At 42.1% G+C, this 17,296-nt stretch carries 15 protein-coding genes and 1 riboswitch; of the genes, 13 read left to right on the top strand and 2 right to left on the bottom strand.

Annotated elements, in window-relative coordinates:
* Nucleotides 1–19: 19 nt before the first annotated feature.
* The 8 genes from AC1DOV_RS04300 to AC1DOV_RS04265 are packed head-to-tail and all read left to right on the top strand — an operon-like array spanning nucleotide 20 to nucleotide 9,151.
* Nucleotides 20–679, top strand: coding sequence for a degT/DnrJ/EryC1/StrS aminotransferase (locus AC1DOV_RS04300; protein WP_477549271.1), 660 nt, complete (start codon nucleotides 20–22; stop codon nucleotides 677–679).
* Nucleotides 676–2,001, top strand: a complete 1,326-nt coding sequence (locus AC1DOV_RS04295; RefSeq protein ID WP_477549270.1) for a DegT/DnrJ/EryC1/StrS aminotransferase family protein — start codon at nucleotides 676–678, stop codon at nucleotides 1,999–2,001. The genes AC1DOV_RS04300 and AC1DOV_RS04295 overlap by 4 nt, the downstream gene beginning before the upstream one ends.
* The gene (gene argC, locus AC1DOV_RS04290) at nucleotides 1,998–3,050 is read left to right on the top strand and encodes an N-acetyl-gamma-glutamyl-phosphate reductase (protein WP_477549269.1); all 1,053 of its coding nucleotides are present in this window, start codon (nucleotides 1,998–2,000) and stop codon (nucleotides 3,048–3,050) included. The genes AC1DOV_RS04295 and argC overlap by 4 nt, the downstream gene beginning before the upstream one ends.
* Nucleotides 3,050–4,897 (top strand): M20/M25/M40 family metallo-hydrolase, encoded by a 1,848-nt coding sequence (locus tag AC1DOV_RS04285; protein WP_477549268.1) that lies wholly within the window; start codon nucleotides 3,050–3,052, stop codon nucleotides 4,895–4,897. The genes argC and AC1DOV_RS04285 overlap by 1 nt, the downstream gene beginning before the upstream one ends.
* Complete coding sequence (locus AC1DOV_RS04280; protein WP_477549267.1) at nucleotides 4,898–5,698, top strand: 1-deoxy-D-xylulose-5-phosphate synthase N-terminal domain-containing protein; 801 nt, start codon at nucleotides 4,898–4,900, stop codon at nucleotides 5,696–5,698. It begins immediately after the preceding gene.
* Nucleotides 5,695–6,633, top strand: coding sequence for a transketolase family protein (locus AC1DOV_RS04275; protein ID WP_477549266.1), 939 nt, complete (start codon nucleotides 5,695–5,697; stop codon nucleotides 6,631–6,633). Before AC1DOV_RS04280 ends, AC1DOV_RS04275 begins: the two co-directional genes overlap by 4 nt.
* A complete protein-coding gene (locus AC1DOV_RS04270; protein ID WP_477549265.1) occupies nucleotides 6,623–7,837 on the top strand; it encodes an MFS transporter in 1,215 nt (404 codons plus the stop codon). The genes AC1DOV_RS04275 and AC1DOV_RS04270 overlap by 11 nt, the downstream gene beginning before the upstream one ends.
* A gap of 51 nt (nucleotides 7,838–7,888) precedes the next feature.
* Nucleotides 7,889–9,151, top strand: coding sequence for an ATP-grasp domain-containing protein (locus tag AC1DOV_RS04265; protein WP_477549264.1), 1,263 nt, complete (start codon nucleotides 7,889–7,891; stop codon nucleotides 9,149–9,151).
* Between the two features lie 115 nt (nucleotides 9,152–9,266).
* On the opposite strand, the gene AC1DOV_RS04260 is transcribed toward AC1DOV_RS04265, so the two are convergent.
* Nucleotides 9,267–9,581 carry a DMT family transporter gene (locus tag AC1DOV_RS04260; RefSeq protein WP_076265992.1) on the bottom strand — a complete coding sequence of 105 codons (315 nt, stop codon included), beginning with the start codon at nucleotides 9,579–9,581 and terminating at the stop codon, nucleotides 9,267–9,269.
* Entirely contained in the window at nucleotides 9,581–9,922 is a 342-nt protein-coding gene (locus AC1DOV_RS04255) for a DMT family transporter (protein ID WP_477549263.1), read from the bottom strand. The genes AC1DOV_RS04260 and AC1DOV_RS04255 overlap by 1 nt, the downstream gene beginning before the upstream one ends.
* 72 nt (nucleotides 9,923–9,994) lie before the next feature.
* Nucleotides 9,995–10,092, bottom strand: a riboswitch (guanidine-I (ykkC/yxkD leader).
* A 166-nt stretch (nucleotides 10,093–10,258) separates the two neighbouring features.
* On the opposite strand from AC1DOV_RS04255, the gene AC1DOV_RS04250 reads away from it, so the two are divergent.
* The 5 genes from AC1DOV_RS04250 to AC1DOV_RS04230 all read left to right on the top strand — a co-directional run bounded on the left by AC1DOV_RS04250 (nucleotide 10,259) and on the right by AC1DOV_RS04230 (nucleotide 17,153).
* The gene (locus AC1DOV_RS04250) at nucleotides 10,259–11,896 is read left to right on the top strand and encodes an ABC-three component system protein (RefSeq protein ID WP_477549262.1); all 1,638 of its coding nucleotides are present in this window, start codon (nucleotides 10,259–10,261) and stop codon (nucleotides 11,894–11,896) included.
* Between the two features lie 2 nt (nucleotides 11,897–11,898).
* A complete protein-coding gene (locus tag AC1DOV_RS04245; protein WP_477549261.1) occupies nucleotides 11,899–12,477 on the top strand; it encodes an ABC-three component system middle component 1 in 579 nt (192 codons plus the stop codon).
* Complete coding sequence (locus tag AC1DOV_RS04240; protein ID WP_477549260.1) at nucleotides 12,467–15,313, top strand: AAA family ATPase; 2,847 nt, start codon at nucleotides 12,467–12,469, stop codon at nucleotides 15,311–15,313. The genes AC1DOV_RS04245 and AC1DOV_RS04240 overlap by 11 nt, the downstream gene beginning before the upstream one ends.
* A 161-nt stretch (nucleotides 15,314–15,474) precedes the next feature.
* Nucleotides 15,475–16,038 carry a sigma-70 family RNA polymerase sigma factor gene (locus AC1DOV_RS04235; RefSeq protein WP_477549259.1) on the top strand — a complete coding sequence of 188 codons (564 nt, stop codon included), beginning with the start codon at nucleotides 15,475–15,477 and terminating at the stop codon, nucleotides 16,036–16,038.
* The gene (locus AC1DOV_RS04230) at nucleotides 16,038–17,153 is read left to right on the top strand and encodes a DUF4179 domain-containing protein (protein WP_477549591.1); all 1,116 of its coding nucleotides are present in this window, start codon (nucleotides 16,038–16,040) and stop codon (nucleotides 17,151–17,153) included. Before AC1DOV_RS04235 ends, AC1DOV_RS04230 begins: the two co-directional genes overlap by 1 nt.
* Nucleotides 17,154–17,296 lie beyond the last annotated feature (143 nt).

Genomic DNA, 17,296 nt, shown 5'->3' with positions numbered 1-17,296 from the left:
TAGGGAGGTTAAATAGGAAATGGGAGAAACGTTAACGAAACCAGAAGCTGTCATCCAAAAAGAAAACTATTTTTCATTGTCTTTTGTATTATCGAGAGTACTAAATTCAGGCGTCATTATGAGTATTGAAAAAAATGATCTTGAATTAAAAGGATTGGAGAAAGGGATAGCCAAGCTGACCAACAAGAAATATGTCTCCTTATTTAATAGTTACACGGGTGCGATTCATGGTGCGCTGTGGGGACAGGACTTAGGGTACTATACCTCTACAAGTCTGGAGCATCCAAGTGAGCAGGAAAAAAAGTTTATTCATTGGTTAGGTATCACACTCATTTCAGATCCACACATAAAGCAGGCTTATGTGACCGTTGAAGTTAATTGGGATAATCTTCAGCAGTTGGATCAGATCATTTTTAAAGCCAGCGACCGCGCTCCCGTTCTCGTTTTGGATTTTACGGGATTAGGCTTTGGTCCGGTAGCTGCCATCGCAGCAAATGATGAGAACATTTGGAAAAAAGCAGAACGCTTGAAGATTTTTGGTGCCTTTGATTTACAAACGATGTGGACACAGGAAGAAAGTGAACCTGACCTGCAGCCAGCCTTGCAGTTCAACTACAGGCTTAGCCCGCTTGTGGCAGCATGTGTGAAGTTAACACTCTTAAGGAGGAACCAATCATGATGAAGTCGGATTTTATTCGCAAGCCGTTAGCGCTGCCATCAGACGATTGGGTTCAAGCGCCATTAGCCTTTCTGGGAGGACCATCGATTATTCCAGAGGATGTAAGGAAGACGAATTTCCCAATCATTACGAAGGAAGATGTCATCCAAATGCTTATCTCCATCCAGCAAGATGGAGAGCAAGTTGTCGAGGAGTTCAAGGAAACGTATCGCAATTATGTTGGGGCGAATTATGCGATTGCTACAGCGAGCGGTACATCCAGCCTGCACCTCGCATTAGTTGGGGCAGGTGTACAGCCCGGGGATGAGGTAATCGTTCCTGCATTTACATTCATAGCAACCGCTCAAGCCGTTGTTGCAGCGAAAGCGATCCCCATTTTTGTGGACATTGACCCTATAACCTATTGCTTGGATCCACTAAAAGCAGAGCAAGCCATAACGAACAAGACAAAGGCAATCATGCCCGTGCATGTACATGGCCTGCCTGCTGATTTAACTGCATTGAGACATCTGACTGACAAGTATTCCCTTCGTCTAGTGGAGGATGCCTCCCATGCACATTCCGCATCGATTCATCAACAGCTCGCCGGTTCGATCGGAGACAGTGCAGGACAAAGCTTAATGGCCGACAAAAACTTTCCTGTAGGCGGGGAAGGAGGCATCGCTTTTTTCAAAGAAAAAGAGGATTATGAGCGCGCACTCGCGTTCCTTGATTCATCAGGTATTGATTACCGCATGTCGTGGATCGCAGCTGCTTTCGGTTTGAGCCAGCTTTCCCGCCTTCCTTATTATGATGCCATTCGTTCACGGAATGCAGCTTATTTAACGAAAGAGCTTTCAGAGACAAAGCTGTTTAGCGGTCCGTTCGTACCAGATGGGTATAAGCACAGCTATAACATGTATCGCGTTAAACTCTCACCCGAGCGACTTGGGCTTGAGGACTTGGAGGATTATCTTGTAAAAGATGCCGTTCAGCAGCTCATTAATTCTGAAGGCGTATTTGCTAGAGAGTGGCAAAATGTACCGATACCTGGTCATCTGCCGTTCAAAAATCGAAAAGGCTTTGGAAATGGTTATCCGTTTACGTTATCGGACCGTCAAGATTTTGGTTACGATTTGAACCATTTCCCTGAAACATTGAAGATGCTTAGAAACAGCTTAACGATATGCAGAGAATTAAGAACGCCTATAGAATATGAGCGAATTCAAGCTTACGCCTTAGCTTTCAAAAAAATCGATGCGAACCCGCACATTATTCGTGATCTGGTAGAGCGAGGCAGCGATCTTAAAGTGCTGTATGAAAGAGACGCTAGATTAGGATGAGTACAACAGAACAACAAAAGAAACGAGTAGCCATTCTAGGCGGCAGCGGGTTCACTGGCGCTGAGTTATACAGGCTGTTAAATAAGCATCCGCATTTTGAAGTTCAGTTTGTGTCCTCCGAATCAAAGGCGGGATACCCGGTGGATAAGTTCTATATCGGTTCTATTCATAAGAAAAAGCACAGCTCGTTAAAGTTCAAGAAAATAATAGAATTAGACGGTCATTACGATGCGGTCTTCTCCTGTTTGCCCACAGGCTCCTTGCCCAAGATCATCCAGCATGTTGCAGAGCATACAGACTATATCTTTAATCTAAGCGGGGATTATCGCATATCCGACCCCGATATATTGCATCAACATTATCCAGAAACATTAAAAAATGCATTCGAAGGCGGATGGCACTACTATATTCCAGAGTTCAGCAAAATCAATCTTGAAGCAAAAGTAGTCAATCTTCCGGGCTGTATGGCGGTCGCGACGCTGTACACACTTTATCCGCTTGTGGCGCATGGTTTAATTGAAGGACGTGTAGTCACTGATGCCAAGACGGGCTCCAGCGGCGGCGGAAAATCGACAACAGAACATCATGCGGAGCGCTCACATAACTTCAGAGCTTATAAAGTTCATGGTCATCGACATCAGCCCGAAGTTGTGCATGCATTATCCTATCATTTGAATCAAACGGTAGATTTGCAGTTTTCGGTCTATAGTCTTGATCTTCCCCGAGGAATTATGACAACCTCGTATTCCTTGCTCAAAGAGCATATAACAGAGGTAGATGTAAAAAAAGCATTCTACAGCACGTATTCATCCAAACCATTTCTTCATTATTTTAACTCGGGCAATGGTTCACCTATGATCAAAACAGTGGTAGGAACAAATTATGCAGAAATCGGTGCTTATGTGGATGGACGTAATTGTGTTTCCATCGCAACCATCGATAATTTAATTAAAGGAGCTGCGGGGCAAGCCATACAGGCAGCAAACAACTATTTTGGATATTCTGAGGAGGCGGGATTGACATTTGAATTTGAGGGAGCGTGGCCCTGATGAGCAGCGGCAGCTTATATGTAATTAAACTCGGGAGCAGTACGATTGTAAACCATCCTCACATTTTCGAAGAAATTAATCGTATCGTAAAGCGAGGAAATCAAGTGCTGCTTGTGGCAGGCGGTGCCGAAGCCATCAAGCAAAAATATGAATTCATTCCTCGTGCGATGCCTTTTCTTACATTGCCGTCAGGGGATGAAGTGCGGTACTGTTCACCCGAAGAGATGCCGTTTATCCGTGCAGCCTATCATGAGATTATTTTGCCCACTATACATACACAGCTGAAGGCATACGGTCTGACTGTCTACTCACAGCTTGGTGGAGATCAAGGTCTTGTTTATGGCGAGAAAGCGAAACCCCTTAAAGTAATTAAGAATCAAAAATCAATTATTGTCCGTGATTCGTTGTTCGGTCATTTCGTGGGCAGTCATGTGGCATTTCTCAAATCTGCTTTACAGGCCTTTGATGTTGTATGTGTTTCTCCACCAATAGTAGATCCAGAACTGGATGTGTACATAAACATTGATGCAGACGTGCTCGCTGCTCACTTAGCAGTGGACTTAGAAGCGCATCACCTGCGCTTTGTTACTGGAACTGCAGGTTTACTGGAAGATATTGAAGATAAACAGTCAACGATACAAAGTGTCTATACGAATGATGAATTAAGTTTTGTAAAAGGGCGCATGAAGCAAAAAGTGCGCGCAGCCCAATTAGCAATCCAGCAGGGCATCTGTGATGTGAATATATCCGGTCCTCATACCTTGGAAGCACCCGGTAAAACGTGGTTTTGGAACATGGATCGGAAGCTCGGCGCATTCGATTTATTGAATAAAGTCGCGCGTATTCCTTCGGTCTCTCAAGATGAGCATGTGCTTGCACACTACTTATTAGAGACGATAAAGCAGCCTTCGGTTTCGGGGGAAATAGATCACGCGGGGAACATCGTTTTCCGAAAAGGGAATGGTCCCCATACGCTGCTCTTATTAGGGCATATAGATACGGTTCCGCATGTTTGGCCTGTTCGATCCGACTCCAATGGCATTACGGGCAGGGGAATCGTAGATGCTAAAGGCTGCTTTGTAAATTTCATTCATATGCTGCAAGAAATTGAAGTGCCAGAGCTGGGATCTTTACTTGTAATTGGTGCTGTCGAAGAAGAAATATCATCATCAAAAGGGGCTCATTATATTCGAGATCATTACAAGGCGGATGCGGTTATTATTGGGGAGCCGAGCGGGGTAGAGAGCTTAACCCTCGGTTATTACGGTCTCTTTAAGCTGGAAATTACTATTCATCGCGCGCAGGAGCATACCGCAGCCAAAGATAGCCAGAGCGTTATCGACGAATTGTACAGTGTCGTATCAGATATTCGTGTTCTCGTACGTGATATCGATCCACAATCCTTATCCTCATTAATTGATATCGAGCATCAGAATGAACGAGGGTTTTTGACGGTAAAAGGGACGTTAAACTTTAGAATATCACCTGCGGCAGGCAGCGATTATTGGAAAAAAATTGATTTGTCATTTGGCGAAAATGTGACTGTTGACATCTTGCGTGCAACACCAGGATTTTCGAACTCTCGCACAGGCTCCTTAGTCAAAGCTTTTGTTCGCAGTTTCGCTAAGCAGGAGAAATCCATTCACTATATCAAAAAACGTGGAACGAGCGACATGAATACGCTGGCCACAACTTGGGATTCCGTCCCTATGGTAGCTTATGGTCCCGGGGATTCCAGCTTGGATCATACGAATGATGAATATTTACATTATGGTGAGGTAGAGCAGACCAGAACGATTTTAAAAGAAGCTGTAAACGAATGGTTTCGGCTGAGATTGGAGGAATAAATGGAGCTGGCAATCGATATTCAAAGGGAAGAAATTTCCCTGCTGGTTGATAAGGCGAAAGAAGCGAGGAAATTGATCATTGACATGGCTGCATCACCTACAGGATGCCATATCGGCGGAAGTCTTTCTGCGATTGACTTATTGATTGGTGCGTATTCGAAATATGTTGAAGATCCCAATACGCTCATCATTCTTAGCAAAGGGCATGCTGCAGCAGCATTATATGCCGTGCTCCATGTATACGGGATTATCAAGGATAACCCAGCGGAAAGCTATGGAAAAGCAGGCTCTTTGTTCACAGGTCATCCTAATCATAAACTGTCAGGCATTCCCTTCGCTACAGGCAGTTTGGGGCATGGCATTCCGTACGCAGCAGGCTGGGCACTGGCGCAAAAAATGAAACAAACGAATGGTCTAGGGATTGTGATCGGTGGAGATGGGGAGCTGCAGGAAGGGTTATGCTGGGAAACCGCACAGATTGTCCAAGCCCAGTCAATCACTAACTTTGTATATATCGTCGATTGCAACGGAGGGCAAAACGATGGTTATGTGCATGACATATCACCGCTTCGCAATCTCCGGCAAAGATTTGAAGCGTTTGGCTTTGCTGTCAAGGAAATCAACGGCCATCATTTCAAAGAAATCCTTGCCGCAATTGAACCGGATCCAGATAGACCGGTAGCCGTCCTAGCCAATACGATAAAAGGAAAAGGTGTTGCAGCGATTGAAGGAAACCCCGAAGCGCATTATGTTAAAATCCCGGAGAAGCTCGCTCATAAATGGAAGGTGAATTTATCATGACCAAGAAGTCAGGTAGAGATGCCTATAAAGATGAGCTGACTACGCTTGCTTCCAGCAACGACCAAATTGTATGTATTGAAGCAGATCTAGGAGGCAAAAATCATCCTTTTGGACAGCAGCATCCCCAGCGTTTTTTTAATCTAGGCATTGCAGAATTAGCTGGCATTGATATGGCAGCCGGTCTTGCTGAAGCCGGTTATGTGCCATTCTTCTCAACCTTTGCTTCCTTTGCAGCATTGCGAGCAGCTGAAAGCATCAAGCTGACGATGGGGTATATGGGGAAAAATGTGAAGGTTGTAGCTGCGTATGGAGGGGTATCTGGTGGTTGGTTTGGAACGACACATCATGCACTGGAGGACATCGCAGTCCTCCAATCGTTTCAGAAGATACGGATCGCCTGCCCTCATGGTGAGCAGGAAACACGAAGAGTAATACGTGAGGCAGCAGCATCAGAGGAGCCATATTATATTCGCCTTTCTAGAAATGATGCTTTTGACAGCTTGGATCGAGCAGAGGACGAGAGCTGCAGAAACTTAATTGTTGAAGGAGGCGCACGTACTGCCCGATCCAAACTATGCTTGATTTCCGTGGGTGAACAAGCAACAGAACTTTGCAAGCGGATCGTTCAAGAAGACAACGATATCGTACATGCGCATTTATGTTACGTCGACATTCAAAGCTTGAAACCCTATATTCAACAATTAAGCGGTTTAGCTGACCAATTTCTGGTCGTTGAGGAGCATAGAGCAACCGGCGGTACGGCGTCCTATCTAGCCTTATTATTGCCTAAGCATCAAGTTCACTCACATCATTGCGGTGAGAACTGGCCGATCTACGGCGGTACACATGCTGAGGTTCTAGACTATTTAGGATTTGGGTTTGAACCACTGCAACAACAAATCCAGAATATTCTAGGAGGTAAGGATGGTTTTTAGCGTACTTAAACAAAGAAACTTCCGCCATTATTCCTTCGCTGATATTATTTCCGGGTTCGGCGTAGGCATGAGTACGATTGGTGCGAACTGGTATCTCATGGATCAGACAAATTCGATTACCGCCATAGGTTTCATGCTTTCCTTAAATGTTATTGCTGGTTTTCTCATCTCCGCATTTGTAGGCACCCTAATTGATAAATGGAATCGTAAAACGATTATCTTATGGGCCAATGGCATTCGGGCGATCGCCTTGTTAATCATAACAGGTGCTTTTGTATGGACGGGATTCCGAATTGAATATCTTTATGCCTTTGCCATTATTAACGGGATGGGCTGGACCGTGTATATGACGGCTTCTCGAAGTCTGGTTCAGGAAATCCTATCGGAGAAAGATCTCATTAATGGAAACTCCTTAATTGAAATCAGCTTGCAAGTAGGGATGTTTATGGCTGGTGCACTTTCAGGAGTGTTGTACAAATTCGTTGGTTTTGAGATCATTCTTCTTCTTAATGCGATCGCCTTTATAGTGAGCAGCTTCTTCCTTAGTCGGATTCAATATACACCTATCCCTTTTGAAAATGATAAAGAGTCCTTTTTTGCAACGTTTAAGAATGGCCTAACGTATCTGGCGGAACGTCCATTTATTTTCTTGCTTGGTATTGTATCGATTATTCCACTCGTTTCTACGATGATTTACAACGTCGTTCTTCCTGGCTATGTGAGCAATACGGTGCAAGGTGATTCCGTTGTATTCGGTTTGTCAGATATGTTTTATGGCATTGGTGGATTATTGTCTGGATTTATTGCAGCACCCTTAGCTAAGAAAATATCGCAACATGGAACGATACTATTATTTTTTATGATATCCGTGCTGAGCTTGCTGGCTGTAGCGTTTAACCATTTGATTCTGCTTTTGTACCTTGGCAGCGTGTTGATCGGATTAACGAACTCTTCGTTACGTATTTTGATGACAACGACGCTGATGGAATCGGTATCCAAATTCTACATGGGTCGAGCGACTTCGGTCTGGATGGCGATTTCCTTGCTCTTGCAGACCTTGTCCGCCACAGGGCTTGGCCTTGTCATTGATCGTTTCTCTCCAGGCGCGGGTTTTATCTGTATGAGCGGCTTGATGTTCATCGGACTTATTGTGTTCTTTGTGATGAATAGTAAAGCGACACAAAAAAGCACACTGGAAGCTTGAAATTTGCATTGCGAACCACTTATTTCATAACCATTAAAGGAGGAAAAAGAGATGACAGCAATTAAAACAGTAGCTTTTGTTGAACCAAGTTTCTACGGCGTTAGTTTTGCGAGAGTCGCTTTTGAACAAGGACATAAAGTCATTTCCATCGTTTCTTCCACGGAAAATCCGCAAAAGTATGGATATGAAGGCATTTACCATGATCTAATTGTTGCAGATATTCGAGATGAAGATTCACTCTACCAAGCGATTGTTGGCTCACCTTATGCGAATCAACTGGATGCGTTAATTCCTGCTACGGATTACGCCTCTCACGTAACTGCGAAGGTAGCAGAGCGGATTGGACTTAGAGGAGTACCATACGAAGCAGCTTTAAAGTCGCGAAACAAAGATTTGGCTAGAGAAGCTTATGATGAACATCAAGTTCCGAGTGCAAAATTCAAAAAAGTGAGAACTTACGAAGATGCATTAGCAGCTGCGGAAGAGATCGGATTTCCTATCGTATTAAAACCGACTAATTGCGCAAGCAGTCAAAATGTTTATTTCATAAACGATGAAATTGAACTAAAACATGCAATAGATGCGATCTCAGCGTTTAAAGTAACTTATATGGACTTTAAAGTCCGCGATGAGTATTTAATTGAAGAGTACTTGGATGGTCCAGAATTTAGTGTCGAATTATTCGTAAAAGATGGAGAGCCCATTTTCTCGGCCGTTACTGAAAAATTGACCTCACCGCTTCCTTATTTTGTTGAAATCCTCCATACATTACCTACTTCAGTGCATGTAGAGCATGAGGATCACATCGTTCGTACGGCTGCTGATGCTTTGAGAGCTATTGGGATAGTAAATGGACCAAGTCACGTAGAAGTGAAGCTTACAAGTACGGGGCCACGAATTATCGAGGTGAACGGCAGGCCAGGAGGCGACAATATTTCTTCTGATTTATTAGTGCAAGCGTTCGGTGTCGATATATTTGAAGCAACCGTTAACTATTATTTAAACAACCCGATCAATATTCAGAAAAGGTTTAACCGTGCAGCTTCAATTGCTTATGTGACCGCCGATCGAGAGGGTATTTTTGATGGGATTGAAGGCTTTGCCGGTTTAGAACTAAATGAAAATGTTATCCGAGCACAGCTCACGGTAACTGAAGGAGATTTGGTCTCCGAAGCAAAAAGCTCGGATGATCGATTGGGTTACTTCATTACAGTTGGCAACACCCCTCAAGAAGCGAAAGAACTAGCCCTTTCTCTGAAGGAAACGTTAACGGTCGTGTATCAGCAGCAAACGACAGAGAGTCCAGCGGGGTAGACGTAAGACAAGATTTGAGTTTGAATAAGCAGGGAACAGGCTCTTAACGAGCCTGTTCCTTCCATAAATAGAATGTAGCAATAATTCCACGAATGATCATATCTAATGACAGCCTTTAAGAGACAAGCTTCAACCCTACGGCTGACCCTAATACCATCGCTATAAAAACAACCCTTTTCCAGTCTTTTGATTCTCCATATAATAGCATTCCCAATATAGCTCCACCTGACGCTCCAATCCCCGTCCAAATGGCGTACGTTGTTCCCATAGGCAGTGTTTTCATGGAATAAGCAAGAAATAAGAAGCTTGCTAAAAATCCGATCGTTAATAATACAACGGATTGCCAATTGCGATCCTTATGCAATTTATTTATCATGGCGACACCAAACATTTCAAACAATCCTGCAAATATAAGAGAAATCCAAGCCATTAGGATACAGCTCCTTTCTGATCTTTATCCTTCGTAACTAATTTCAAGCCCATGACTCCAGCTAATAAAAGTAAAATCAACAACATTTTGGTCCATTTAAATGGTTCTCCAAAAAATATGATTTCGGAAAAAACAGTCCCTGCCGTACCCATTCCTACAAAAACAGCATATACCGTTCCGACGGGCAGTTTTTTGCCTGCAGCGATCATTAAATAGAAACTGATAATAATAGAAACAACAGTTCCTGTCCACGTCCAGAAGTCATCCGCGTGTTTTAAGCCAATCACCCAAAAAACCTCGAAAAAAGCGGCAATAAATACTTTAATCCAATTCGAATTCACCAAAATACACCTCCAATTTTATTGTTGCCAAAAAACATAAAAAAAAAGCCCAAGAGTAAACTGTTTAACAGTTTCTCCCAGGCTTTTATCCTTCCGTGACACAGCATCGCTGTGAGTTTTCTCTCGGACCAGACCAACAGTTATGCTGCGGAACCCTAGAAAACATTTCATTTATTCAATTACCTTGTATTATACACATATCCGAATCAATTACAATACTCATAAAATGGAAAATAACAAAAAAAGATCTTCCAGAACATGTAGTACAACCCTTGGAAACCATATATGCTTGATATAAAATAATAGGAAAGCATTAGGAGAAAGGGGAAGCTGAACATGTCGATGCAGATCGAACTGAAACCGAGAAAACCGGGAAGCAATGGCAAGATGCTTGTCTTGCTGATTCATGGTTTGGGCGCTCCTGAAACGTGGGTAAAGCCAGGCAGGGACTGGGCAGAGCTCATCGCATCAGATCCGGACATCACGGATACGGATATTGGTATCGTTACATATGACACCTCTAAGCTCATCAGCAGCATTTTTGGAATCGAAGGAGAGTTTGAAGTTTTAGGTCAAAAAATTAGTGTCAGTAAAAAAAGTCCTCTGTCCATAGACCAGCTTGCTATTCAATTAAAGGCTATTTTGGATGGGTATACCTATAGAAAATATGAGAAAATTGTTATCGTTGGCCACAGTATGGGAGGATTAATCGGTAAACGATTCCTACTCAACGAATATTTGCATCGCAAAAAAGGATTAGAACGGATCTGTGGCTTTATTAGCTATGCAACACCTTATAACGGCTCTAAATTCGCTGAATTTCACCATTTAATAAAGCGCTTTCAGAATCATAAGCAAATCGAACAGCTGCGTTCAAACAACGCTTTTTTGGATGATATGAACCGCAGTTTTTTCGATGCTCAAGGAGAACTTAAGAGCTTCTTCACGTCCATTTACTGCTTCGGAGACAAGGATACCGTAGTCGAGGAGGGAAGTGCTGTTCCTACTATGGGACATTCAACCAAGTACGCGCTTGCCAGGTCTCTGCCCGGTGATCATGGCACCATTCTAGATCTGCTGCAAGGACATCTCTCAACAAACTACGATATTCTAAAAGGACTATTACTAGACGTACTAGGCACTTTTGATCCTCCACCGTTTGGTATCCATGATCACCGCCCAGAGCCTACAACTTCCTTAGACCAGTCGGACAAGCCAGCAGGATCTGCTAATGTATCTAAGATGCAGGCTCGCTTAAACGATCAATTTGAGATTCACCGACAAGCACTGGATACCATCTTCATACGACGTTTCAAAAATGATGACGAAATAAGAACAAAGCTTATTGCTTCTATGAATGATGTTCTTCGAAAGCTGAAGGAGATGGAAGAAAGCAGATTACAGTTGTTTCTAAAGCTGTACCAATTTGCAAACATTCGTCTTCCTGAAGGAGAACCCGGCCTGCGCGAGCTGTGGGAGCTGCTGGCGCTCGTCAATTTGGTATATCCCGATTGGAACTTTATCGATCCTGAGGAATGGGTTCATTTGTCCAATCTTCAGCTGGATTCCGATCGCTGGGTGCGTATGCTCTACTCACAGGCTAAAGAAACGATGCCTGAGGTCGTCATCGGATTTATGACTAAACTTTACACCAATTCTTTTCAATCTTATATGAAGTCCAGAGACCATTCGGATTTATTCCCGTATCGCTTGCTGCTCGAAAATATTAATTCGGAATCACTCGCAAAAGGCAACCCAGAAAACCTATGCGAGCATTGCAACAATGGCCGTAAAGCTGACTTTTCCAAAATATTACTACAATTTGCTCAAGACACGAAGTTAACCATCTTCGAAGGTTTAGAATCTAATCGCTTATCCGGAACGGTCAGTATCAGTTGTTCCTCTTGCTTGCGTCAAGTTAGACATGAAGTGAGTTATGAAGAAATTTGCACGCGACTAAGGAGTGTGATTTGAAAATGGTGCAACAGATATTTGACTTTTTTGACCACCAATCTGACCTTGAGAAGTTAACAAATGTATCGATTAGGCATATAGATGCCCTTTACTTTTCTGCGAAGCAAATTTTTGCAGTCGTTTCCTATGATTCTCCATCATCACTCGAGAACCACTGGGAGCGAGCAGCTTATCAATTTGCTTACCGGGTACAGAATCAGCTGCCCAGCGAACTAGATGATTTGCGTTGGGACATGTATTTAGTCCTCTTTGTAGACTCGCAAGAAATAAGCAATGCTTTGAAAAAACGCATCGAGTCAAACCGCTTTTTCTTTCGCAAGATAATCATCACGAGCTCTGATTTAAATCGTTTAGCTGAAAAACTGCCTTTAGACTTTCAAACTAAGCTGCCCGAGCACCAGCTCGAGCGTCTTTGGTTTCATGATCGGCATTTTCTCCAGCAATGGCAATCCTGTGTTCAACAATCGACGAAAGACCAGTTAAATAAAGCTTTGTTTCAAGCTGATGAGCAGTCTGTGGACAAGCTATTGTCATCTTTAAATATTCCAGTGTTAGCTGAGGTGCTCAGCCATGAGGATTAATGCAATCACAATAGAAGCATTCCGCGGGTTTAATGAGAAGCGAAGATTTGAATTTCCCAATACAAGCATTGTCATTTTACATGGCCCAAATGGTTACGGAAAAACCTCTTTTTTTGACGCGATCGAATGGGGATTAACCGGTAGCATTTATCGTTATGAGCAAGACCCCGAACGAAAATTATATCGATACATTGGGAATCATTTTGCCGGGGATAGAGCTCCAAAAGTAATCATTGAGCTAGGAAATTCAGACATGCAAATTACAGTAACACGTACGGGGATCGCCAATACGAATGTAAGGACAGATAGCGGAGCCCATTTGCTTGAAGTTGAGATTAATGGTGAGAAGGTACCTGCCAAGGAGGCAGAAGCCGTTTTAAAAGAGAAGCTCGTCCACGCGGAATGGCTCGATAAAGTGGATTTAAACAAAAGCTTGTTTCTTACTCATCTTCTATGTCAAGAACGGATGAATGGCATCCTAAGAGGCATGAAGGAGAAGGATCGCTACAATTCGGTTTCCCGAATTTTCGGCACAGAGCATTTTTCGAGCTATGGAGAACTCGTGCATAAAGCAAGGGTGGAGCTGGAAGAAAGAAGACTAGCATTTAGCCAAAAGCGTGGGCAGCTGATTGCGGAGGAAGAAACGCTGGAGCACCGTATTCAAGGCATTAAGCTGGAAATCTCAGAATTCTCGCCTGCATCACGAAATAATCAATGGTCAACAGCACTTCATAACTATGAAGCTGTCTTCCAAAAAGCAGCGGTTTCAGAAGATGAAGATCAGGTTATTTCATTGATCAAAGAAGCCGAGGAGCAAATAGAAGCTCTAGTTCAGGAACGAAATCTTTTAGAAAATGATACAATCAGACGGCTCGATCTAGCAAAAGATGCTATGACCTCATTACAGGAAAAGCTTCCGCTTCTGATGCAATGGGAACGAGAAAATCATCTTACTCAAACGCGAGATGAACACTTAAATACAATTCAAAAATTGCTAAGGCTCAATGAAGAAGTAGATAGTTTTTTGCAAAACGAACAGATCAAGCTTCAAAACGAACAGCTAAATGAGGATTTACAGCAGCAAACAACGGCAATTCAGCATAGAGCCGATCACTTATTAGAAGCGTTAAATGAAGTGAAAAAATTATGGTTTCAGGCAAACAACCGTAAAAAATTTGATGGGATGAGCGGTAACTTTGCCATAGCATATCCACTCTTAGAGGAGACTCCTCGACTCGCACTCTATCATTCATTACGAGAGTTAGAGCTGCGGTTTCGTGAACAAACAGATTTGGAAAACGCTTTTTTGGAGGCTGATCGTTTACACAAGCAGCAGTTGGAATTTGTACAGCAGCTTGTGCTTCATGAAAAGAAACATAAAGCTTTTCTAAAGCATGTTCTACAGGTTGCTATTGAACAGCCAGAGCTAGATTGCTGCCCTGCCTGTGGAATAGAAGATGTTGATTCATTACGCCTGCAGAACTACGTCAGCGCACAGATGGATGCCATTCATCCTGATCTAGCTCGTGCAGAAAAGAAGAGCCTCGAGCTTGAATTACAACGACAAATCTATAATGACCAGCTGTTTGAAGCAAAAGCGAATGTTAAAGAAAGTCTAATCATACTTCAAGCCACCATGCAGGAATGGAGTGATCAGCATACTCAATTGCTCGATCAAGTGGCAGATTTACAAGCAAAGCACTACGATTTGCACAAAAAAATGCAGTTAATGGACAAGAGCTACAATGATTTCAAAGCATTGGCTGATGAGTTGGATATCCCTATTCATACGCCAGCTCTGAAAGAGCAGTTACTGACTAAGCTGGATGAAGGTAATAAACAAGTAGATCATTTACGCAAGCAGCTTATTACGATCGCTACATCGTTCTCATCCCTGCCAAGGGAGAGCAAAGAGAGAGAACTTAAGCATCTACAAGATGATGTCGTTGTTTGGCTAGGTAAGCTAACGGCAGAAGGAATTATTGGTGCCAGTGCTCAAACAACGGATTGGAGCGCAGTTGCAGATCAGTTAGACGCAAAGGCTAGTTTGATTGAAGAATCATTGCTCGAAAATACTCGTAAGCACGGAGCAGCAACACAATTATTAGATGCTTTCCGAGCAAACGCGGATCTCGCCCTGCTCGAACAATTACAACAACAAATAACTGCCAAGCATAAGGTCATAGAACGAGTGGAAGAAGGTCTTCGAACCATCGAAGACATGGTTGCCGCTCTAAAGGATGCCGAGCAGGCCGTGCCAGATGCCATTCGCGGCTTGAATGAACGAGTCATGGATCAAATGTTCAACACTATGCGTTCCATCTTTGTCAGAATCAACTCTCATCCCGTATTTACCGAGATCGATTATGATACGGGGAAAAAATTCAACAGCAATCGCTTATTTCTCAAAGTGATGACGAGAGAAGATGCGGCCCTTGGCCACCAAGAAGCAAATCCCTCGTACATATTTAGCGCAGCCCAGGTGAATGCCACTGCGATTTCATTCTTTTTGGCCATGGCGCTTACGCAATCTTGGTCCCCACTGTCCTTTGTCGCAATGGATGACCCTGTACAAAGCATGGATGACTTGAATGTAGCTGCATTAATTGATCTTATACGTAATTTAGCTGATTCCAAATTGCAAAATCATAAACAATTTATTATCTCAACACATGATTCGACGTTCTATCAGGTTATGAGAAAGAAGTTCAGAATGCTGAATGTAGGCATTATTGAATATGATTCCTATTCAGAAGCAGGCCCTACATTTGAGCAGCGTGTAGTAGAAGCTACGGATAAGAAGCCGATTGCCATATTTTCGAAAGCAGACTCATAAAAAATCAATCATAAAAAGTCGATTTCCTGTACGATTAAGGAATCGACTTTTTTTATTATAAATGGCCTAAAAATATAATTAATCTAAACCTGAGAATAAAAATTTTCAACTTCGTTGTATATAGTGTAAAAGCTTTTACAAAAAAATAAGGAGAATCGCTAATGAAGTCTAATGATAAAAATTTCATCCAACGCTTAAAGCGACAGAAAGAAGATGCTTTAGAATATATCGTAGATACCTATTTGCCTTTAATTAAAGGGGTAACTTATAAAGTGCTGTCCCCGCTTGAGTACGAGGGAGTTATTGAAGAATGTATGAACGATATTTTGTTATCCATATGGAACAATTCGAATAAATTTCATGGCGATTCGACTGATTTCAGGAAATGGATTTGTGCTATAGCCAAGTTTAAGTCTATTGATTATTACAGAAAAAATAGTAAAAGAGTAGAATTCACCACTAATGAAATGGAATTGAGCTCCGAAAAATCGGCAGAAGAAGAGTTGATTATGCTGGAGGATAAAACGGAATTAATTCAATTAATCCATTTATTAGAGCCTGTGGATCGGGATATTTTTATAATGAAATTTTTTCTTGGATTAAAAACAGAGGATATTTCAGCGAAACTCGATTTAACGAAAGCGTCTATCGATAATCGAATTTATAGAGGGAAAAAGACACTTTACACCAAAGCGATGCAGCTGAATTGGAAAGGTAGTGTATGATGAAGGATATTTATGAATTATTAAACGATATAGATCTAGACGACAAGCAGTTTGTGGAAATGGAAGTAACTGAATTTGAAAAGACCAAGGTAAAGATTGCATTAAAGCAATCATTAGCTCAAAATAAAAAAACACATCGTTGGAGAAAGAATGCTGCTGCTGCAGTCATACTAATCGGCTTAACGGCTGCTACCTTCGGCATTACGTTCCCTGCTTATGCTAGCGAAATCCCCATTATAAGAAATATATTCAGGTTATTGGATACCGGAAGGGTCGGATTTTATGATGACTATAAGAAATATTCCAGCGAAATTAACATGTCAAAGGAGAGCAGCGGCATAAAAGTGACGATTGAAGATGCGATTTTTGATGGGAAATCGGTTACCTTAACCTATGCATTAGAAAGTAAACAAGACTTGGGTGACAAACCAAAGTTACATGGTTTATTATTTGCAAAAGGAGCACTCGGCGGCAGTCAAAGCTCTCAAATTACAAAAGTGGATGAGAATAGTTATGTAGGTTTAGTGCAAAGCAATATCGATTTTCGTAATCAAACGGAATTGGATCTCGTAAATATAAACTGGACTATTGAAAATATAACAAATCCAAATAACGAAGAGAAAATACAAGGTAAATGGAGCTTTGCTCTTTCTTTAGACGCAACGGCGAATCAAACACAGATCATAAATCAAAGTGTTGAACACGAGGGAGTAAAAGTGAACATAGACAACATAACCTTTACCCCCATGAGCTTTATCGTTTATTACAATCAAGTGATTTCGGATGAGACAAGAAATGAATGGGATGCTGTAGATGTGGATATCGAAATCAAGGATGACTTAGGCAATCATTATGTAGGTAAAGGCAATGGAGGAGCAGGTGAGCGAGGCGGCTATAACATGAACTGGAGTAAAACTTTTGAAAAATTAGACCCCAATGCTACCAAGCTTATACTGACACCTCAGATAAACTTGTATGAACACACTGCCGAAAATCATGGATCATTAGAAATAACGAGAGACGAAGGTTCAAAAGAAATTGTATTGCCTAAAAAATCAGGAAGAGGTAGAGAACAAATTAAATTGGATGATATTGTCATTGAAATAAAGAAATAAATGATAAGACATTAAGGCTTATGAGAGGACATGCTATGGTTGCTTCAGATTAAGCCATAAAAAAGCGAGCAGGATCGTATCCTGCTCTTTTTTTGTTGCATATTTAATAAGGAGAAACGATAATTTAATGATATGTGGGAAAT

This window comes from Paenibacillus sp. 01T47 (genome assembly GCF_056398245.1).
This window is presented reverse-complemented; position numbering and strand designations above follow the sequence as displayed.